The 20028-nt window shown below is 66.5% G+C and carries 19 protein-coding genes; 10 read left to right on the top strand and 9 right to left on the bottom strand.

Annotated features, from left to right (window positions below; translation table 11 throughout):
• Positions 1 to 15 precede the first annotated feature (15 nt).
• Positions 16 to 1395 carry an ATP-binding protein gene (locus tag ASC95_RS22150; protein ID WP_057299855.1) on the top strand — a complete coding sequence of 460 codons (1380 nt, stop codon included), beginning with the start codon at positions 16 to 18 and terminating at the stop codon, positions 1393 to 1395.
• Here the strand turns inward: ASC95_RS22150 and ASC95_RS22145 are convergent, their stop codons facing one another.
• The 3 genes from ASC95_RS22145 to trpS all read right to left on the bottom strand — a co-directional run bounded on the left by ASC95_RS22145 (position 1396) and on the right by trpS (position 4296).
• The gene (locus ASC95_RS22145; RefSeq protein WP_057299854.1) at positions 1396 to 2739 is read right to left on the bottom strand and encodes an MATE family efflux transporter; all 1344 of its coding nucleotides are present in this window, start codon (positions 2737 to 2739) and stop codon (positions 1396 to 1398) included.
• Positions 2740 to 2893: 154 nt separating this feature from the next.
• On the bottom strand, positions 2894 to 3286 hold the full coding sequence (locus ASC95_RS22140) for a DUF3717 domain-containing protein (protein WP_369820641.1): 393 nt from the start codon (positions 3284 to 3286) through the stop codon (positions 2894 to 2896).
• 8 nt (positions 3287 to 3294) lie between these two features.
• Positions 3295 to 4296, bottom strand: coding sequence for a tryptophan--tRNA ligase (gene trpS, locus ASC95_RS22135; RefSeq protein WP_057299852.1), 1002 nt, complete (start codon positions 4294 to 4296; stop codon positions 3295 to 3297).
• Positions 4297 to 4353: 57 nt separating this feature from the next.
• Between trpS and purN the strand changes: the two genes are divergently transcribed.
• Entirely contained in the window at positions 4354 to 4986 is a 633-nt protein-coding gene (purN, locus tag ASC95_RS22130; RefSeq protein ID WP_057299851.1) for a phosphoribosylglycinamide formyltransferase, read from the top strand.
• Here the strand turns inward: purN and ASC95_RS22125 are convergent.
• The gene (locus tag ASC95_RS22125; RefSeq protein ID WP_082568009.1) at positions 4979 to 5632 is read right to left on the bottom strand and encodes a DUF1345 domain-containing protein; all 654 of its coding nucleotides are present in this window, start codon (positions 5630 to 5632) and stop codon (positions 4979 to 4981) included. The two genes, purN and ASC95_RS22125, sit on opposite strands and share 8 nt — an antisense overlap.
• A 41-nt stretch (positions 5633 to 5673) precedes the next feature.
• Between ASC95_RS22125 and ASC95_RS22120 the strand changes: the two genes are divergently transcribed.
• The 3 genes from ASC95_RS22120 (at position 5674) to ASC95_RS22110 (ending at position 8866) form a co-directional block, all read left to right on the top strand.
• A complete protein-coding gene (locus ASC95_RS22120; RefSeq protein WP_057299849.1) occupies positions 5674 to 6936 on the top strand; it encodes an RsmB/NOP family class I SAM-dependent RNA methyltransferase in 1263 nt (420 codons plus the stop codon).
• 130 nt (positions 6937 to 7066) lie between these two features.
• Positions 7067 to 8278 carry an acyl-CoA desaturase gene (locus tag ASC95_RS22115; RefSeq protein ID WP_057299848.1) on the top strand — a complete coding sequence of 404 codons (1212 nt, stop codon included), beginning with the start codon at positions 7067 to 7069 and terminating at the stop codon, positions 8276 to 8278.
• Positions 8279 to 8380: 102 nt separating this feature from the next.
• Positions 8381 to 8866 carry a DUF3016 domain-containing protein gene (locus tag ASC95_RS22110; protein WP_057299847.1) on the top strand — a complete coding sequence of 162 codons (486 nt, stop codon included), beginning with the start codon at positions 8381 to 8383 and terminating at the stop codon, positions 8864 to 8866.
• Between the two features lie 95 nt (positions 8867 to 8961).
• Here ASC95_RS22110 and rpmG read toward each other — a convergent pair whose 3' ends face one another.
• The 3 genes from rpmG to trxB all read right to left on the bottom strand — a co-directional run bounded on the left by rpmG (position 8962) and on the right by trxB (position 10647).
• A complete protein-coding gene (rpmG, locus tag ASC95_RS22105) occupies positions 8962 to 9132 on the bottom strand; it encodes a 50S ribosomal protein L33 (protein ID WP_025564431.1) in 171 nt (56 codons plus the stop codon).
• A gap of 33 nt (positions 9133 to 9165) precedes the next feature.
• Positions 9166 to 9399 carry a 50S ribosomal protein L28 gene (rpmB, locus tag ASC95_RS22100; protein ID WP_056196235.1) on the bottom strand — a complete coding sequence of 78 codons (234 nt, stop codon included), beginning with the start codon at positions 9397 to 9399 and terminating at the stop codon, positions 9166 to 9168.
• Positions 9400 to 9687: 288 nt separating this feature from the next.
• Entirely contained in the window at positions 9688 to 10647 is a 960-nt protein-coding gene (gene trxB / locus ASC95_RS22095; protein WP_057299846.1) for a thioredoxin-disulfide reductase, read from the bottom strand.
• Between the two features lie 164 nt (positions 10648 to 10811).
• Between trxB and ASC95_RS22090 the strand changes: the two genes are divergently transcribed.
• Genes ASC95_RS22090 through ASC95_RS22070 form a run of 5 tightly spaced genes read left to right on the top strand, consistent with a single transcriptional unit; the run spans position 10812 to position 16652 of the window.
• Positions 10812 to 11480, top strand: coding sequence for a Crp/Fnr family transcriptional regulator (locus tag ASC95_RS22090; protein WP_056196243.1), 669 nt, complete (start codon positions 10812 to 10814; stop codon positions 11478 to 11480).
• Positions 11481 to 11496: 16 nt separating this feature from the next.
• Positions 11497 to 13875, top strand: coding sequence for a DNA translocase FtsK (locus tag ASC95_RS22085; protein ID WP_057299845.1), 2379 nt, complete (start codon positions 11497 to 11499; stop codon positions 13873 to 13875).
• Positions 13872 to 14477: an outer membrane lipoprotein chaperone LolA gene (gene lolA / locus ASC95_RS22080; protein WP_057299844.1), complete on the top strand. Its 606-nt coding sequence runs from the start codon at positions 13872 to 13874 to the stop codon at positions 14475 to 14477. The genes ASC95_RS22085 and lolA overlap by 4 nt, the downstream gene beginning before the upstream one ends.
• Positions 14474 to 15769, top strand: a complete 1296-nt coding sequence (locus ASC95_RS22075) for a replication-associated recombination protein A (protein WP_057299843.1) — start codon at positions 14474 to 14476, stop codon at positions 15767 to 15769. Before lolA ends, ASC95_RS22075 begins: the two co-directional genes overlap by 4 nt.
• A complete protein-coding gene (locus ASC95_RS22070) occupies positions 15753 to 16652 on the top strand; it encodes an amino acid ABC transporter substrate-binding protein (RefSeq protein WP_157256452.1) in 900 nt (299 codons plus the stop codon). The genes ASC95_RS22075 and ASC95_RS22070 overlap by 17 nt, the downstream gene beginning before the upstream one ends.
• On the opposite strand, the gene ASC95_RS22065 is transcribed toward ASC95_RS22070, so the two are convergent.
• A complete protein-coding gene (locus ASC95_RS22065) occupies positions 16649 to 17989 on the bottom strand; it encodes a sigma-54 dependent transcriptional regulator (protein ID WP_057299841.1) in 1341 nt (446 codons plus the stop codon). The genes ASC95_RS22070 and ASC95_RS22065 overlap by 4 nt on opposite strands.
• Complete coding sequence (locus ASC95_RS22060) at positions 17982 to 19832, bottom strand: ATP-binding protein (RefSeq protein WP_235538013.1); 1851 nt, start codon at positions 19830 to 19832, stop codon at positions 17982 to 17984. Before ASC95_RS22060 ends, ASC95_RS22065 begins: the two co-directional genes overlap by 8 nt.
• Positions 19833 to 20028 lie beyond the last annotated feature (196 nt).

Here is a 20028-nt window from a genome sequence, read left to right as displayed (position 1 = left end):
CCACGCGCCCCTGATTTGAAAAGCCTCTACGTCCGCATCTACCTGACGCTGGTCGCGCTGCTGCTGGCCTTTGCCTTCGGCTCGGCGTGGCTGTTCCAGCGCCACATCGAGCAGGAGCGCGGCAACGTCGAGCTTGCGGCCGGCGAGCGCCTGAACGCGATGGCCGGGCTGCTCAAGCTCGCGCTGCCGCCGGCCGACGCGCCGCGCGCCGAACAGGCTGCCGTCTTTGCCGACTGGGGGGCGCGCCTGCGCATGCCGATCGCGTTGGAGGATGCTGACGGCAAGCGCATCGCGACGACGCAGATGTTCCAGCGCCGTGCCGACGACCCCGGCGCCATCATCGTCAGCGCCAACCTCGGTGATGGCCGAAGCCTGGAGATGGTGCGCACCGTGCGACCGCCAAGCCCCCAGGGCGCCGCTTCAGGCGCCTCGGGTCCTGGAGGCCCCGGCGCGCGGCCGCCCCGGTTGGATGAAGGTCCCTGGACCGGCCCCTGGCTGCATCGCCCCGTGTCGCCCGGCGCACCGGCGGTGTCGACATTGGCTGTCGTGCTGGTGCTGCTTTTCATCGGTGTGGCCGCCGGCGCCTATCCGGTCGTGCGACGGCTGACGCGGCGGCTGGAAGCGCTCAAGCGCGGTGTCGAGAAATTCGGCTCCGGCCACCTGGCCCATCGCGTCGACGACAGTGGGCGCGATGAGGTGGCCGCCCTGGCCACCAGCTTCAACCAGGCGGCCGACCGCATCGAGACGCTGCTGCGCTCGCACCAGACGCTGCTGGCCAATGCCAGCCATGAGCTGCGCTCCCCGCTAGCGCGGTTGAAAATGGCTTTCGCCATGTTGGACGACGCCGCGCCCGCACAGCGTCAACGCCTGGCGCAGGAGATCGACGTCAACATCGCCGAGCTGGATGCGCTTGTCGAAGAGGTGCTATTGGCCAGTCGGTTGGAGGCGGGCAGCGCGATTGGCGAGACCCATGCCGTCGAATTGCTCGCGCTGGGTGCCGAGGAGGCCGCCCGCGCTGAGGCGACCTTTGAGCCCGAGACCGATTCCGCTCGCGTCGTCGGTCAGGAGCGCCTCCTGCGCCGCGCGCTGCGCAACCTGCTCGACAACGCGCGCCGCTACGGTGGGCCTGACGTCGAACTGGCATTGCGGCCGGTCGCCGGCGGCTATGAATTCATCGTCGCCGACCGTGGGCCTGGCGTGCCGGCGGATTTGCGCGAGCGCATCTTCGAGCCCTTCTATCGGCTGCCCGGCCACGCCGAGATGGCGGGCGGCGTCGGCCTGGGCCTGAGCCTCGTCAAGCAGATCGCCGAACGCCATGGCGGCAGCGTGCGCTGTCTGGCGCGCGACGGCGGCGGTAGCCGCTTCGTGATCTTCCTGCCCACGGCAGGAAGCTGATCAGCGGTTCTCGCTGAAGACCCGCCTCAGCAGCAAGCTGAGCAGGAAGGCCGCCACGATGAGCCCGGCCGTTGCCGCCTGCCAGAAGCCGACTGCGCCCGCGCCGTTGGCACCGAAGGCCAGGAAGTAGCCGCCGCCAATGCCCAGGCCCCACAGCGCCACGACGTAGATGATCATCGGTAGCGTGGCGACCTGGTAGGCGCGCAGCACATAGGCGGCCACCGTCTGCAGGGCGTCGCCGAGGTGGAAGAACCAGACCCAGACCAGCAGCGGCAGGGCGGCCGCCGCCGTCGATGCATTCGAGGTGTAGAGGGCGACGATGGGCTCGCGCGCGACGGCGACAACGGCGCCGACGCCCGCGGCGGTCAGTGCGGCCAGCGTCATCGCATGCCGGCCGACGGTGCGCGCTTCGTGCTTTTCGTCGGCGCCCAGATGCTGGGCGACCAACGTGCCGGCGGCGGTGGCCATTGCGAGCGCGATCATGAACATCATCGCGACGAGGTTGACGGCGATCTGGTGGCCGGCGACCGGCGTCGCGCCGAGACGCGCGATGAAAAAGGCCATGAAGGTGAAGCCCGTCACCTCGACGAGGATGGAGCCGCCCATCGGCAGACCCAGCTTCACGAGGGCCGCGAGCTCACTCAAATGGGGCCGTGTCCGCCAGAGGTGCGGGATCTTGAACGGCAGGTAGAAGGCATCTCGCCGGAGCAGCCACATGGCGACGGCGGCCTGGCCGATCAAGGCGGTGGCCGTCGCAAAGCCGCAGCCGGCAACCCCCATCGCGGGGATCGGCCCCCAGCCGAACACGAGTACGGCATTCAGCGGCACCTTGGCCGCCAGCCCGGTCAGCTGCATGGCCATGACGGCCTTGGGCCGGCTGACCGCCGTCGAAAAGCCGCGGAAAGCCGTGAAGAGCAGGGCCGCGGGCAGCGCAAAGGCTTCCGGGCGCGTGTAGGCCCGCACCTTGGCGGCTTGGGGCCCATCGAGCTGGGCCAGCGCCGTGAAGGGATCCGGGAACCATAGCGCCAGACAGCCCGGAATGCATAGCAGCAGCGCCAGCCATTGCGCCTGCACGAAGCTGCTGCCGGCACCGGGCAGATCCTGAGCGCCGAACTGCCGGCCAGCGATGGGCCCGACCGCGAGAATGATGCCCATCAGGCCGACGAAGATGGTCACATAGGCGGCCGAGCCGACAGCGAATGCAGCCAGGTCCTCGGGACTGACGCGGCCCATCATCAGCGTGTCGATGGTGCTGAACATCATCACGGCGATCTGACCCACGAGGACGGGCCAGGCCAGTGGCACAAGGCGGCGGACGCTGTCGATGAAGCGGATGCGGCTCATCTTGTGGCTGATGCTTTCGGGCCGAGCGCCGGGCCGCTCCCAAGCCGGCCCGTCCGGCGATGTGCTCGTGGCTCAATGCCGCGAGCATCGCCATCCCCGCGGGGGATCGACCGGGAACGCCCGTGTCCAACGGGGCGAGACTGGGCGAGGGGCCTCATCTCACTCTTTCTGCGTACCGATTGAAGCGCCAGGCCGTGCCTTCGTGGGTGATGCGATGCCAGACAACGCGCTTCTCGAAGGGGTCGAGGGCCGGCCAGTGCTGCACTTCGTCGAAAGTGCGGCCACAGCCTTTGCAAATGGCGTCGCCCTGGGCCGTCGAACAGATGGCGATGCAGGGCGAGTCAGGCGTCGTCGCGTACCAGGCCAGCCAGGCATCCAGGGCCCTGGGCTTGAGCGTGGCAGGGTCAAGCTCGGTCGCGCGGCTCAGCGCGAGCAACGCATAGGCCTCGGCCAGCGCACGAACCTCGGGTGCGGCGCTGATGCCGTCAGGCGAAGGCGAACGCACGCGCCACCAGTTGATGGCGGTCTCGAGGTCTGTCACGTGGATTGCAGAACTCAAGCCACGAGCCCCATCGCGCCGCGCACCTCGCGCAGCGTCTTGCGCGCGACGGCACGGGCACGCTCGGTGCCAACCTCCAGCGTCCATTGCACCTGCTGCGGGTCCAGCGCCGCGGCGCGTTCCCGCCAGGGCGCCTGCTCGCGTTGAATGGACTCGATCAACGGTTGCTTGCAGTCCAGGCAGCCGATGCTGGCGGTGCGGCAGCCGGCATCGCAGGCGGCGCGCGTCGTGTCGTCGCTGTAGATCTGGTGCAAAGGCCATACCGGGCAGCGCGCCGGGTCGCCGGCGTCGCTGCGGCGTACGCGCTGCGGGTCGGTTGGCATGGTGCGGATCTTGGCGGCGACGATGTCCGGCTCGTCGCGCATCGCGATCGCGTTGTCCAGGCTCTTGCTCATCTTCTGGCCGTCCAGGCCGGGCACGCGGGCGGTCTCGGTCAGCAGGGCCTGGGGCTCGACAAAGATGGGCGCGGCTTCGGCATAGAGCCGGTTGAAGCGGCGCGCGACCTCACGGGTTACTTCGACGTGGGCGGCCTGGTCCTCGCCCACCGGCACACCCGCAGGCTTGTAGAGCAGGATGTCGGCCGCCTGCAGCAGCGGGTAGCCCAGGAAGCCGTAGGTGGCCAGTTCGGGGTCGGCGGCGACCTGGTCCTTGTAGCTGGGCATGCGCGCCAGCCACGAGGACGGCGTGCACATGGCCAGCAGCGTGAACAGCTCGGCGTGCTCGGGCATGCGGCTTTGCAGGAACAGCGTGCAGCGCTCGGGGTCCAGTCCGGCGGCCAGCCAGTCGGTGACCATCTCGTAGACGTGGCGGGTCAGCGTCTCGCCACTTGGGCGCTGGGTGGTGAGCGCATGCCAGTCGGCGACGAAGAAGAAGCCTTCGTGCGTATCTTGCAACCGCACCCAGTTCTTGATGGCACCGTGGTAATGGCCAAGGTGCAGGGCGCCGGTCGGGCGCATGCCTGACAGGACGCGCGGGCGGGTGGGGGTGGGGTTCGACATGGGGCGCGGATTGTCGTTCAAGGGGCGATCGGCCGGCCGCCCCTAAACTGCCGCCCCATGAAGAGGTTGGTGATTCTGATTTCGGGGCGGGGCTCCAACATGGAGGCCATCGTGAAGGCCTGCAAGGCCGAAGGCTGGCCGGCCGAGGTGGCTGCCGTCATCAGCAACCGGCCCGATGCGGGCGGCCTGCAATTTGCCGCTGAGCAGGGCATCGCCACGGCCGTTGTTGACCACAAGGCCTACGCCACCCGCGAGGATTTCGACGCCGAACTGGCCCGCGTCATCGATGGTTTCGCGCCCGACCTGGTCGTGCTGGCCGGCTTCATGCGCATCCTGACGCCGGGTTTCACGGTCCGCTATGCGCACCGCATGCTCAACATCCATCCCTCGCTGCTGCCAGCCTTCACCGGGCTGCACACGCATGAGCGGGCGCTGGAGATGGGCTGCAAGGTGGCCGGTGCGACGGTGCACTTCGTGACGGCCGAGCTGGACCATGGCGCCATCGTCATGCAGGCGGTGGTGCCGGTGCTGCCCGGTGACGACACCAAGGCCCTGTCAGCCCGCGTGCTGGCGGCCGAGCACCGCATCTATCCACTGTCGGTGCGCTGGTTTGTCGAAGGTACGTTGGTGTGGGACGGCGAGCGCGTCACCCACCGCGACGGTGCGGCTCAGCAGTTGCTGCTCAGCTGATCAGCCCGGCGAGGATATTGACGGTCAACGCCAGCACGCCAGTGTTGAAGACGAAGGCCAGCAGGCCTTGAACCAGCACGAGGCGACGCATGGCGCGCGAGCTGACGCACACGTCCGAGGTCTGCGACGTGGCCGCCACGGTGATGGAGAAATACAGGAAATCGCCGTAGTCGGGCGGGCCCTCGTCGTCGCCCGGAAACTCCAGCCCATGCGACGCCTTGCCGCCGCCGTGATAGAGGCTGGCGTAGGCGATGCCGAACTCCACCGGCAGCAGCAGCCAGGAGCTGCAGACGGTGGCGATGGCGAAGGCGAGCGTCAAACCGTTGGCGGTATGGGCTTGCTTGGCCGAGCCCAGTTCCAGCGCAATGGCGCCAAAGCTGGCCAGCGCCCCGCCCACCGCCAACAGCAACATGACGGGCAGGCCTTCGGTCAGCTGGCTGGCGCGCTGCTGCACGTTCACCGAGCCCGCGCGGCCCAGCATCATCCACAGCGCCAGCGGCAGATAGATCCACAGCGTGAAATCCCAACCCAGCAGCAGCCGCGTCGTCATCGGCACAGCGCCCGGCCACAAGGCGGCCAGTGCGCTGCCGGCAAGGATGGCTGACAGCAGCCGGGGGCGCAGGCGCAACTGGGTCCAGAGATTCATGCAGGGTAGGGCAGTGCAGCGGGGCTTGGGATAATGGGACGATGCATCCTAATGCCCTGCTGGAGCTGTGCGCCGAGCTGATCGCCGCCGTCAACAAGCTCGACGCGCCGGCCGACTCGATCGTTTCGGCCTTTTTCCGTCAACACAAGAACCTTGGCCAGCGCGAACGCGCCAGCCTGGCCGAAACCGTCTATGCGCTGTTGCGCGAGCGGCTGAAATTCCAGAACCTCGCCCAGTCGGGCAGCGGGCCCATGCCACGCCGCCTAGCCATGCTGGCCTGGCGTGGCAACGAAGCCTTCCTGCGCGGCGCCTTGAGCCCGGCCGAACAGCAGTGGCTGGAGCAGATCAAGTCGATCGACCCGCAGAGTCTGGCGCCCAAGCTGCGCCACAACATGCCCGACTGGCTGGCCGAGCCGCTGCTTGCGCGTCTGGGCGAAGAGGAGTTCTGGAAACTCGCCAACGCTCTGAACGAGGCCGCACCGCTGGACCTCCGCGTCAACACGCTCAAGCTCAAGCGCGAAGAGGCGCAGGCGCAACTCAAGGCGGTTGGCATCGAGGCGACGCAGACGCCTTATTCGCCGCTCGGTTTGCGCATCGACGGCAAGCCGGCGCTGAACAAGCTGGAGCTGTTCACCAACGGTTCAATTGAAGTCCAGGATGAGGGCAGCCAGTTGCTGGCCCTGCTGCTGGCACCCAAGCGCGGCGAGATGGTGGTGGACTTCTGCGCCGGCGCCGGCGGCAAGACGTTGGCCCTGGGTGCGGCCATGCGCAATACCGGCCGGCTCTACGCCTTCGACGTTTCCGGCCATCGCCTGGATGCACTGAAACCCCGCCTGGCCAGGAGCGGCCTGTCCAATGTCTACCCGGCCCAGATCGCTCACGAGCGGGACGATCGCGTCAAGCGCCTGGCCGGCAAGATCGATCGGGTGCTGGTGGATGCTCCCTGCTCCGGCCTGGGCACACTGCGCCGCAACCCAGACCTGAAATGGCGCCAGTCGCCCCAGGCCGTGACGGAATTGCAGGTCAAGCAACGGGCCATCCTGGCCAGCGCTGCCCGCCTCGTGAAGCCCGGCGGCCGCCTGGTTTACGCGACTTGCAGCCTGTTGGACGCGGAAAACGAGGTCATTGCAACCGAATTTACCGCTGCCCATCCCGACTTCAAGCCGCTAGCGGCGGATGAAGCGCTGGTCAAGGCACAGGTCGAGCGCGCTGGCGAACTTGTGGAAAACGGCGCACTGCGGCTGTGGCCTCACCAACACGCCACGGACGGGTTTTTTGCGGTCACGTGGGAAAGATCGGCTTGATGCGGGTCAAAGAACGCGTCGATTCGCACGGCACCGCCTGAATACGGTGCAGCAAACCCCTTGATTTTTGGGGCGCTACTCTACAATTGACATTCCTTTGCATGGCCGCTGTGGCCGAGGTCTTGGACGCATGAACGACATCCTGAACGCGCTGATGAACTGGCTGGCCGATGGCCTGTTGGGTTTCAGTGCCTGGCAATTGGTGATCTTTACGCTGGTTGTGACCCACATCACGATCGCTTCGGTCACGATCTTCCTGCATCGTGCCCAGGCTCACCGTTCGCTGGATCTCGGTCCCATCCCGTCGCACTTCTTCCGCTTCTGGCTTTGGCTGACGACCGGCATGGTCACCCGCGAATGGGTTGCGATCCACCGCAAGCACCACGCCAAGTGCGAAACTGAGGAAGACCCGCACAGCCCGCAGACCCGCGGTCTGAAGAAGGTGCTGGCCGAAGGTGCTGAGCTGTACCGCACCGAGGCCAAGAACGCCGAGACGATTGCCAAGTACAGCCGCGGCACGCCCGACGATTGGATCGAGCGCAATCTGTATACCAAGTACAGCTGGCAGGGCGTCGCGCTGTTGCTGATCATCAATGTGGCCTTGTTCGGTGCCATCGGCGCCACCATCTGGGCGATCCAGATGGCCTGGATCCCCATTTGGGCTGCCGGTGTCATCAATGGCATCGGCCACTACTGGGGTTATCGCAATTTCGAAGCACCCGACGCGTCGACCAATCTGACGCCCTGGACGCTGATCGTGGGCGGTGAAGAACTGCACAACAATCACCACACCTACCCGACGTCGGCCAAGTTCTCGGTCAAGCCCTACGAGTTCGACATTGGCTGGATGTATATCCGTGGCCTGGAAATGCTGGGTATGGCCAAGGTCCGCAAGACGGCACCCAAGCTCAGCCTGGGCGAAATCAAGCCGGCTGACGCGCGCACACTCGAGGCGCTGATCGCCAATCGTTACGAAGTCATGGCCAGCTATGCCCGTGACCTGAAGGCGGCCTGCGCCGCTGAGTTGGCCAGGATCAAGGCCGAGGGTGGCAAGCACAGCGCGCGGTTTGCGGAGTTCAAGCAGGCCCAACGCTGGCTGCATCGCGACGAGGAGCGCATCCCGGTCGCCGTGCACGGCGATCTCGCGAATGCCCGCGCTGCCAGCCCGGTCATCGACAAGTTGGTGACCATGCGCGAGGAGTTGCGCCAGATGTGGACGCGCACGAATGTGTCGGCCGAGCAACTGGTTGCCGACTTGCAGGCTTGGTGCCGCCGCGCCGAGGAAAGCGGTATTGCTGAACTGCAGGCTTTCTCGATGCGCCTGCGCGCTGCTCACGCCTGAGCTTTGGTTTCCTGAAGTAAAGGGCGCCCCTTCGGGCGCCCTTTTTCTTGGACTGGCCTAGACTTGCCGTATGCAGTCACTGATTTGCTTAGGAGGCTTGCCATGAAATACCGCTGGATTGCCCTTGCCATGTTCACCCTGGCCGCTTCTGCGCGCGCCGATGTGCAGGTGAATTTCGTTGGCTCCGACAAGTTCTCGGACATCAAGGACAACAACGGCTTTCGCCAACCCGAGGTGCTCAAGGACATCGAGGCCTACCTTGTTGAGCAGGTTGGCAAGCGCCTGCCGGACCGGGATGTGCGGATCAACGTGACCGACGTGGATCTGGCCGGCGAGGTCGAGCCGTTCGGCCGCCGCATGCAATGGTTGCGCGTCATGCGCACCGTCACCCTGCCGTCCATTGCCTTCAACTACGAAGTCCGAGAGGGCGACAAGGTTGTGCGCCAGGGCGAGGTCAAGCTGCGTGATATGAACTACCAGGATGGCTTCAATGGCCATTCAAGCAGTGACACGCTGCGCTACGAGAAGCGCATGCTTGATCGCTGGTTCAAGCAGGAGTTTGGCACCACAGTGACCGCGGCACGCTGAGGCTGCTGCCTCGGTTAGAACGCAAAAACCCGCCAGCGTTGCCGCTTGGCGGGTTTTGTTTTGCCTGCATGCGATGGCGGCTGCGCCGCCATTCATCACTTCAGCTTGATTTCCTTGTACAGGACATGCTTGCGCGCCTTCGGGTCGAATTTCATGAATTCGAGCTTTTCGGGCGTGGTCTTCTTGTTCTTGTTCGTGGTGTAGAAGTGGCCGGTGCCCGCAGTGGACTCCAGCTTGATCTTCTCGCGGCCGCCTTTGGATGCCATGGTCGTATTCCTTCAGTGGTCAGTGAGCGACGATCAGAGCGCGCCCTTGGCGCGCAGATCGGCGACGACTTGGTCGATGCCGACCTTGTCGATCAAACGCAGAGCGGCATTCGTGATGCGCAGGCGAATCCAGCGATTTTCCGATTCCACCCAGAAACGGCGGTATTGCAGGTTCGGCAGGAACCGACGCTTGGTTTTGTTGTTGGCGTGGGAGACATTGTTCCCGACCATGGGCTTCTTGCCCGTGACTTGACAGACGCGTGCCATGACGCTTCTCCGGTTTGACTTCTCTGACCAGCCGCCCGAACTCTTCGAGCAGCCCTTTGACCGCATATGCCTGCTAATCCTCAGCAAAAATTCTTTCGAATCAACGCTTTGGATGCGGTCCATCCAGCAGGCAAGCCCGCGAGTGTAGCGGAAAACCCGTGAACCAGAAAGGTCGTGCGACTCTTTCGGGCCGAGCGCTGGGCCGCTTCCGAGCTGGCCCGCTTGGGCGATGTGCTCGCGGCTCAATGCCGAGAGCATCGCCGTCCCCTCGGGAGACCGGACGAGGGGTCAACCGTTTTCCTGGTCCAGGAAGCGCTGGGCGTCCAATGCGGCCATGCAGCCGGTGCCGGCGCTGGTGATGGCCTGGCGGTAGATGTGGTCCTGTACGTCGCCCGCCGCGAAGACGCCGGGAACGCTGGTCATCGTCGCAAAGCCGTTCAGGCCGCTCTTGGTGATGATGTACCCATCCTTCATTTCCAACTGGCCCTTGAAGATGTCGGTGTTGGGCTGGTGGCCAATGGCGATGAAGCATCCGTGCAGCTTGATCTCCGATTTGCTGTCGTCCAGCGTGCTGCGGATGCGCACGCCGGTCACGCCCGAGGCGTCGCCCAGCACCTCGTCGAGCTGCTGGAAGAAATGCAGCACGATCTTGCCGGCGTCGGCCTTCTCCTTGAGCTTGTCGATGAGGATGGGCTCGGCGCGGAACTTGTCGCGGCGGTGGATCAGGTGGACGGTGCTGGCGATGTTGGACAGGTAGAGGGCCTCCTCGACGGCCGTGTTGCCGCCGCCGACGACGCAGACTTCCTGGCCGCGGTAGAAGAAGCCGTCGCAGGTCGCGCAACCACTGACCCCGCGGCCCATGAAGGCCTGTTCTGAGTCCAGGCCGAGGTATTTGGCCGAGGCACCGGTCGCGATGATGAGGGCGTCGCAGGTGTAGGTGCCGCTGTCGCCGGTCAGCGTGAAGGGGCGCTTGGAGAAGTCGACCGCGTTGATGTGGTCGAAGACGATCTGGGTCTGGAAGCGCTCGGCGTGTTCCTGGAAGCGCTGCATCAGCTCGGGGCCCTGCACACCCATGACGTCGGCGGGCCAGTTGTCGACCTCGGTCGTGGTCATGAGCTGACCCCCTTGGGCCATGCCGGTGATCAGCGTAGGCTTGAGATTAGCGCGTGCAGCGTAGATGGCGGCGGTGTAGCCGGCGGGGCCGGAACCGAGGATGAGCAGGCCGTGGTGTTGGGTCGTAGCGGTCATGGCAGGAAATATGAGGGCGGGATAGCGGCTCGCAAGGTAGTCTTAGGGGTGAAAACCCCGGCCTTACCCGATGCGGGGAAGCCTGCCGCGTGTGCACAATGCACGCCATTTTAGGCAGGCGCATTTCTTGCCGCTTGCCTGGGGCCCAAACCTGGAGACTGCATATGGCGATGATTTCCAACCTCGACCTGATCCGCCGTGTTCCGCTGTTCTCGATGCTGACCACCGATCAGGCCCAGTCCATCGCCGACAGCGTCGTGAAGCGCCGCTTCAAGCGCGGTGAACTGATCGTCGAGCAGGGCACCAAGTCCAACGCCCTCTTCATCCTGCTCAACGGCCGGGCGCGCGTGCTGACGGCCGACCACCGTGGCCGCGAGGTCATCCTCGCCGTGCTGCAGTCGGGCGACTATGTCGGCGAGATGAGTCTCATCGACAACGAGCCCCACTCGGCCACGGTGCGCGCCGAGGTTCAGACAGACATGCTGGTGCTCGGTCGCCTCGAGTTCGCGCGCTGCCTGCCCGAGAGCAGCAGCCTGTCCTACGGCATCCTGCGCGGCCTGGTGGCGCGCCTGCGCAACGCCGACCGCCAGATCGAGTCGCTGGCGCTGCTGGACGTCTACGGCCGCGTGGCGCGCACGCTGCTCGACATGTCCGAGGACGAGAAGGGCATCAAGCTGATCCGCGGCAAGGTTTCGCGCCAGGACATGGCCAAGGTCGTGGGTGCATCGCGCGAGATGGTCAGCCGGGTCATGAAGGACCTGGAGGAGCGCGGCGTCATCGAAACGCTTGAGAACGGTTCGGTGGTCATCAAGGAACGGCTGACCCACGATTGACGGCGACAATGCGGGGATGAGTTTTCCCCTCGGTTCCCTGCTGGGTGGCGACCAAGCTGCCAGCGAAGCCGCCCCTCCCGCCAAACCCACCCGCCGCCAGGCGCCCAAGCGCGAAGCGCCCCCGCCGTCGGCCGCCTCACGGCTGCTGCGCACGCCTTTGTGGCTGGCACTGACCGCGCTGCTGCTGGCGCTGCTCGTGCTGGCCATGGCCACGCACGACCTGCGCGACGCCGCCTTCAGCACCAGCGGCCAGCGCGACCTCGTCGGCAACCGCGTCGGCGGCTTTGGTGCCTGGGTGTCGGACGGCCTGCTCTTCCTGTTTGGCTTCTCGGCCTGGTGGTTGCCGCTGCTGGCCCTGCGCGGCTGGCTGCGCAGCCTGGCCGGGCTGTTGCGCCATGACGCGGACCCCGCGCTGCGCTGGAGCCAGCGCGCGCGCTTCTGGGCTGGCATCGTGCTGCTCATCGGCGCGAGTTGCGCGCTGGAGTGGAGCCGCCTTTACGCCCTTGAGCCACGCCTGCCCGGCCATGCCGGGGGCCTGGTTGGCTATGCGCTCGGCCCGCTGGGCATGAAGGGCCTGGGCTTTGCCGGCTCGGGCGTCGTCTGGATCGTGCTGCTGCTGACCGGCATGTCCTGGGCGCTGCGCTTCTCCTGGGGCCAACTGGCCGAGCGCATCGGTGAGCGCCTCGAGCAGCTGCGTGAGCAGCACATCGAGAAGCGCGAGATCAAGGCCGACCAGAAGGCGGGCGAGCAGGCGGTGAAGGAGCGCGAGCAGGAGGTCGAGGTCGAGCGCCAGATCGAGCGCCAGGTCGAGGCTGACCACGCGCCGCTGGTCATCGAGGCGCCGGTCGTCGAGGTGCCGCAATCCACCCGCGTCGCCAAGGAGCGCCAGCAGACGCTGTTCGTCGATGCCGGCGACGCCAAGCTGCCCCAGGTCGACCTGCTGGACGCCGCACCCGGCCGCCAGGAGACGGTGACGCCCGAATCGCTGGAAATGACCAGCCGCCTCATCGAGAAGAAGCTGCGCGACTTCGGTGTCGAGGTGCACGTCGTCGCCGCGTCGCCCGGCCCGGTCATCACGCGCTACGAGATCGAGCCGGCCACGGGCGTGAAGGGCTCGCAGATCGTCGGCCTGGCCAAGGACCTGGCGCGCTCGCTCAGCCTCGTGTCCATCCGCGTTGTGGAGACCATCCCGGGCAAGAACTACATGGCCCTGGAGCTGCCCAACGCGCGTCGCCAGACCATCCGCCTGTCCGAGATCCTCGGCTCGCAGGTCTACGCTGATGCCGCCTCCCAGCTGACCATGGGCCTGGGCAAGGACATCATTGGCCTGCCGGTGGTTGCCGACCTTGCCAAGATGCCGCACTGTCTGGTGGCCGGCACCACCGGTTCGGGCAAGTCGGTGGGCATCAACGCGATGATCCTCAGCCTGCTCTACAAGGCCGAGGCCCGCGACGTGCGCCTCATCCTCATCGACCCCAAGATGCTGGAAATGAGCGTCTACGAGGGCATCCCGCACCTGCTGGCGCCCGTCGTGACCGACATGAAGCAGGCCGGCAATGCGCTGAACTGGTGTGTCGGCGAGATGGAGAGGCGCTACAAGCTCATGTCCAAGATGGGCGTGCGCAACCTGGCCGGCTACAACAAGAAGATCGACGAGGCCAAGGCCAACGGCATCAGCATCCCGAATCCGTTCGCGCTGAACAACGAGGAGCCGGAGCCGCTGGAACGCCTGCCCTTCATCGTCGTCGTCATCGACGAGCTGGCCGACCTGATGATGGTGGTCGGCAAGAAGATCGAGGAACTGATCGCTCGGCTGGCACAGAAGGCCCGCGCCGCCGGCATCCACCTGATCCTGGCCACGCAGCGCCCGTCGGTGGACGTCATCACCGGCCTCATCAAGGCCAACATCCCGACGCGTCTGTCCTTCCAGGTCAGCTCCAAGATCGACAGCCGCACCATCCTCGACCAGATGGGCGCCGAGGCGCTGCTGGGCATGGGCGACATGCTCTACATGCCCTCGGGCACCGGCCTGCCCATCCGCGTGCACGGCGCCTTTGTCAGCGACGACGAGGTCCACCGCGTTGTGGAGTACATCAAGTCCCAGGGTGAACCGAACTACATCGAAGGCATCCTCGAAGGCGGCGTGCTCGACGGCATCGACGGCGAGGCGCCCGCGCCGGGCGAGGCCAGCGGTGAGCAAGACCCCATGTACGACCAAGCCGTGGCCATCGTCCTACAGCATCGCAAGGCGTCCATTTCGCTGGTGCAACGCCATCTGCGCATAGGCTACAACCGTGCCGCGCGGCTGCTGGAGCAGATGGAGAACTCGGGGCTCGTCGGTGCCCTGGCCGCCAACGGCAGCCGTGAACTGATCATCCCGAAACGAGACGAATGAAAAAACTTCTGCTCTCCCTGACGTTGCTGGTTGCGGGCGCTGCTCATGCCGACGCGGTCGACGCGCTGCGCGACTTCGGCCGCGAGGTGAAGAGCGGCAAGGCCAACTTCACGCAGACCGTCACGTCGCCCGACGGCAAGCGCAAGAAGGTCTCGTCGGGCAGCTTCGAGTTTCAGCGGCCCAATCGCTTCCGTTTCGCCTATGCCAAGCCCTTCGAGCAGGTCATCGTGGCCGACGGCCAGAAGGTCTGGATCTATGACGCCGACCTCAACCAGGCCAGCTCGCGCAAGCTGGCCGACGCGCTGGGCGCCACGCCGGCAGCCCTGCTTGCCGGCAGCAATCTGGAGCGCGACTTCACGCTGAAGGCGCAGCCCAGCGATGGCGGACTGGACTGGGTGCAGGCCTTGCCCAAACAAGCCGAGTCGACCATCCAGTCCCTCAAGCTCGGCTTCAAGGGCAAGGAACTCGCGGCGATGGAGATCGTCGACGGCTTCGGCCAACGCTCGCGGCTGGACTTCAGCGCCGTGCAGGCCAATGTGCCGGTCGCGGCGGATCGTTTCCAGTTCAAGCTGCCCGCCGGGGCCGACCTGATCGAACAGTGAGCACCGGTTCGCTTTTCGACGCCGACCCGCCCGCACCTCCGCTGGCCGAACGCCTGCGCCCGAAGACGCTGGACGAGGTCATCGGCCAGCGCCACCTGCTGGGCCCCGGCATGCCGCTGCGCGCGGCCTTCGAGGCGGGGCGGCTGCAGAGCATGATCCTGTGGGGCCCGCCCGGCGTCGGCAAGACGACGCTGGCGCGTCTGGTGGCCGGCGCCTTCGATGCGCAGTTCATCGCCATCTCGGCGGTGTTGGGCGGCGTGAAGGACATCCGCGAGGCGGTCGACCGCGCCCAGATCGCGGCCCAGCAGGGCCGGCGCACGGTGGTTTTCGTCGACGAAGTGCACCGCTTCAACAAGGCCCAGCAGGACGCCTTCCTGCCGCATGTCGAGTCGGGCTTGTTCACCTTCATCGGCGCCACGACCGAGAACCCGAGCTTCGAGGTCAACTCGGCGTTGCTGTCCCGCGCCCAGGTGCAGGTGCTGAAGAGCCTCGATGCGAGCGAGCTGCAGGAGCTGATCGAACGCGGCGCCAAGGAGCTCGGTGTCGAGGCACCGACGAAGGAGGCCGCCGACCGACTCATCGGCTACGCCGACGGCGATGCGCGCCGGCTGCTGAATGCGCTTGAATCGGCCGCAGCGCTCGCCAATGGCGCCCGCATCGACGAAGGCCTGCTGGAGCGGACCCTCGGCGAACAGCTGCGCCGCTATGACAAGGGTGGCGACCAGTTCTACGACGTCATCAGCGCCCTGCACAAGTCGGTGCGCGGCAGTAATCCCGATGCGTCGCTGTACTGGTTCGTGCGCATGGTCGATGGCGGCGTCGATGCCCGCTACATCGCTCGCCGGCTCATCCGCATGGCCAGCGAAGACATCGGCCTGGCCGACCCGCGCGCACTGCGCATCACGCTGGACGCCGCCGACACCTACGAGCGCCTGGGCACGCCCGAGGGCGAGCTGGCACTGGCCGAGGCTGTGGTCTACCTCGCCATCGCGCCCAAATCGAATGCGGTCTACAAGGCCTTCAATGCCGTGAAGGCTTTCATCAAGCAGGATCAGACGCGGCCGGTCCCTGTGCATCTGCGCAACGCGCCCACCAAGCTCATGAAAGAGCTGGGTTACGGCAAGGCCTACCGCTATGCGCACGACGAGCCGGGCGGCTACGCGGCTGGTGAGCAATACCTGCCCGACGGGCTAGAAGGCCAACGCTGGTACGAGCCGGTGCCGCGCGGCATGGAACTGCGCATTGCCGATAAGCTGGCTGAACTGCGTCGCCTGGATGATGAAGCGACTTAGCGCGGCGCTGCTCGCGCTGTGCGCCTTTGCGGCACACGCGGCCGATGGCCCGACCCTCACGCGGGTGCGCGACACCGGCGTCATCGTCATTGGCTACCGGCCGGCCTCGCTGCCTTTTTCCTACCTCGACGCCCAACTGCGCCCCACTGGGTACACGGTCGAACTCTGCGATCGCATCGTCGCTGCCGTTCGGACCAAGCTGCAATTGGCCGACCTCGAAGTGCGTCGCGTCGAGGTCGCGTCTGCCACGCGCATGCCGCTGGTCATCAACGGCACGCTGGACCTGGAATGCGGCATCACGACGCACACCGCTGAGCGGGCGCGCCAACAGGCCTTCTCGCTAACCATTTTCATTGCCGAGACCCGGCTGATGACGCGTGCCGCGGAGCGGGTGCAGGGTCTGTCAGACCTGCGCGGGTTGCCGGTCGCGTCCACCATCGGTACGACCAGCATCCAGCATCTGGCCAAGGTCAACGAGCAGCAGGGCCTGGGTATCCGCATCCTCGGCGGCCTGGACGATCCCGAGGGCTTTCAGCTGCTGCGCAGCGGCCGCGCCTCGGCCTTCCTGATGGATGACGTGCTGCTGCGCGCGCTGCTGGCCCAGCAGGGCCCGGGTGCGGACGACTACCGCATTTCCGATCAGGCGCTGACCGTCGAGCCGTACGCCATCGGGCTGCGCAAAAACGATCCGCAGTTCAAGGCGCTGGTGGACGAGGTGCTGCACAGCCTCTACCGCAGCGGGGAAATCCACGCCATCTACCGCCGCTGGTTCGAGTCACCGCTGCCGTCGCAGGGGCTGAACCTGAAGCTGCCGATGAGTGCGGCCTTTCGCCGCGTCATCGCGAACCCGACGGATTCGCCGGACCCGGAGAAGTACCGCTAGCGGAAATCGTCCAGCACGATGCCGTGCCGGTTCAGCTTGTCATACAGCGTCTTGCGCGGCGTGCCCAGCAGCTCCATCGCGGCGGGCACCTTGCCGTGGCAGCGCCGCAGGGCCTGTTCGATCAGCGTCTTCTCGACGAGGTCCATCTGCCGCGCGAGATTGAGCGCCGGCACAGCTTGCAGCGCCGCTTGCGGGTCGAGATCGTCCAGGGCCAGCACGAAGCGATCGGCGGCGTTGCGGATCTCGCGCACATTGCCGGGCCAGTCATGGGCCATCAGCTCACGCAGTTTTTCGGGCGTCATCTCGGGCGCCGCACGCTCGTAGCGGGCACAAGCCTGGGCGACGAAGTGCTCGAACAGCAGCGGAATGTCTTCACGGCGCTCACGCAGCGGCGGCAGCTGTAGCGTCGCGATGTTGAGGCGGTAGTAGAGGTCGCTGCGGAACTGCCCTGAAGCGGACTGCTCCTTGAGATCGGACTTGCTCGCGGCGATGAAGCGCACGTTGATCGGCAGCTCCTCGTTGGAGCCCAGCCGCTCGATGCGACGCTCCTGCAGCACGCGCAGCAGCTTGATCTGCAGCGCGATGGGCATGGTCTCGATCTCGTCGAGCAGCAGGCTGCCGCCATTGGCATGTTCGATCTTGCCGATGCGGCGCTTGGCCGCACTCGTGAACGAGCCGGGCTCGTGGCCGAACAGCTCGCTTTCGAACAGCGCCTCGGGCAGGCCGCCGCAGTTGATGGCGACGAAGTGGCGATCCCGTCGCGCACTCTGGTCGTGCAGGCAGCGCGCCACGAGCTCCTTGCCGGTGCCGGTCTCGCCGACGATAAGGACGTCGGCCGAGGTGCCAGCCAGGTTGAGCACCTGCCGGCGCAGCTGCTGCATGGCCGGCGATTGGCCCAGCAGCGCCGCTTCGATGCCGCTGGCGCGCTGCAGCTGAGTGCGCAGTTCGTCGGCCGAGTGGCGCAGCGTGCGCAGGTCCAGCGCCCGGCGCGCGACGTCCAGCAGGCGCTCGGGCGCAAAGGGTTTCTCGATGAAGTCGTAGGCGCCGGCACGCATGGACTGCACGGCCATGGTCACATCGCCGTGGGCCGTGATCAGGATGGTGGGGATGCTCGGGTCCGTGGCCTGCACATGCGCCAGCAGGGCGCGGCCGTCCATGCCGGGCAGACGCACGTCCGTGATGACGATGATGGGCGCGCCGGGCTGGATATGGGGCAGGGCCTCTTCAGCGCTGCGGCAGGGGACGACGGTGAAGCCTTCCAGCTCCAGTGTCTGCGTGAGGCTGACCCGCACCGGCAGGTCGTCCTCGACGAACACGACCTTGTAGCCCTCAAACATCATTGGTCTCCGGTGCTGCCGTCCATGTCTCGACGGCGAGGTCGAACTCGAAACTCATGCCGTGCTCCAGGCGTTCGGCTCGCAGTGCACCGCCGAACTCATGCACGATCTTGGCCGAAATCACCAGGCCCAGCCCCAGGCCTTCTCCGGCGGGCTTGGTGGTGAAGAAGGGCTCGAACAGGCGCTGCAGGTCGGCCTCGCCGACGCCGGCGCCACTGTCCTGCACACGGATGAGGGCGCGGCGCCCGCTATCTTGCGCAATGACCTGCACGCCCAGCCGGCGCTCGGCCTCGTTCTGCATCGCGTCGATGGCGTTGCCGAACAGGTTGATGAGCACCTGCTCCAGCCGGTTGGCCTCGGCCCGCACGCGCAGGCCGACGGGCACGTCGATCTCGGCTTGGACGTCCAGCGCGCGGCTGCGGTGCTCCAGCAGCAGCAGGGCGTTGCGCACGCAGTCCAGCAGCGACACAGCGCCCGTGACCTGCTCGTCGGCCTTGCGCGCAAAGCTCTTGAGCTGACGCGTGATCTGGCTCATGCGCTCGACCATATCGTCCATCAGTTGCAGGTTGGTGGCCACCGCGTCCTGGCGGCCGGCCTCAAGCAGGCGGATCGAGTTACGCGCGAGAGCTCGCAAGGCCGTCAAGGGTTGGTTGACCTCGTGCGACAGACCGGCCGACATCTGGCCCAGCACGGCGAGCTTGCTGGCCTGCAGCAGCTCGCCCTCGGTCTGCAGGCGCTGGGCGATCTGGGTCTTCAGCGCGTCGTTGGTCTGACGCAGTTCGGCGGTGCGGCTGTCCACCAGTTGTTCGAGCAGGGCGTGGGCCTGCTGCAGCTCGGTCTGCGCGCGTGTGAGCTGGCGCAGCGCGCGCCGGCGCGACGACAGGTAGAGCACGAGCAGGCCGATGCTGGCGCCAAAGGCCGCACCGCCCCAGGCGGCGAGCTGGGCGCGCTGGCGCACCTCGGTCAGGTCCGACAGGGCCACCAGGCGCAGGCCCAGCGGCACGATCTGGCGCTGCTGGGCCAACATGGGCTTGGCACCGGGCAATGGCAGGCTGACCTGCTGACCCTGGTGCACCTCCAGCGAGGCCGGCAGGTCCAGGTTGGGGCCGATGGCCTGTGGGTAGCGCGCGCTGGCCTGCAGGGCCTGGCGGCGCGACGGGTCGGCATGACCCAGCACGGCGTATTTCCATGCCTGCACCGAACTCATGATGACGACGTCCTGGTCGTCGGCAATGAGGATGCGTTCGTTCTGCGAGCGCAGGCCGAGGTCGATCCAGGTCGCTTCCAGCGGCGCGAGATTGAAGCGCACGACGATGACGCCACTGTGCTGGCTGGCTTGGCGCAGCGGATGCAACAGATAGAAGTCGGTGCTGCCCGTGTTGGCATCGGCGGCGAAGAAGTGGGCGCGGCCCTGGGCCAGCGCCTCGACAAGGCGGGGCGGCGGCTGCAGCGTCTCGCTGGCCGACAAGACCTGGCCCCCGGCATCTGCAATGAAGATCTGGTGAGTGCCGGCACGCACATTGACTCGGGCCAGCATCTGGCTGGCAGCACGCCGCGCGCCGGCATCCTCAGGCGTTTGCATCAGCGCCTGCAGCGTCGGCGCTATGGCCAGCAAGCTGGGCAGCGAAGCGTGCCGGCCCAGCTCGGCGGCCAGGTTGGAGGCGTAGAGCTCCAGCCTCTCCGTGCTGAGTGCCGACAACTGCTCGCGGCCGCTGCGTTCACTGATGCGGTGCGCCAGCACGAAGCCGAGCACCATCAGCAGGCCTGTCAGGAAGAGATGGAAGCCCGGCCGGCTCAGCAGGCGGAGGAGGCGCAGCGCGCGCGGGCGAAGAGAGGCAGTCACAACCATGGCGGGGCCGTGTAGTTTGCCCACGCGATGGGGCGCACGACAGGGCCTGCGCCAGTTTTTTCGACGCTGGCGGAGAACCGCTCGCGGCCGCTGCGGTTTGTGCGGATTTCCGCCCAGTTTTTGCTGGCCGACACTCGTGAAATCTGACCAGCTCAAGCCGCATGGCATGGATCAATCGGTCGGTGGTTTC

This window comes from Pelomonas sp. Root1217, from assembly GCF_001425705.1.
GTDB lineage: Bacteria > Pseudomonadota > Gammaproteobacteria > Burkholderiales > Burkholderiaceae_C > Pelomonas.
This window is presented reverse-complemented; position numbering and strand designations above follow the sequence as displayed.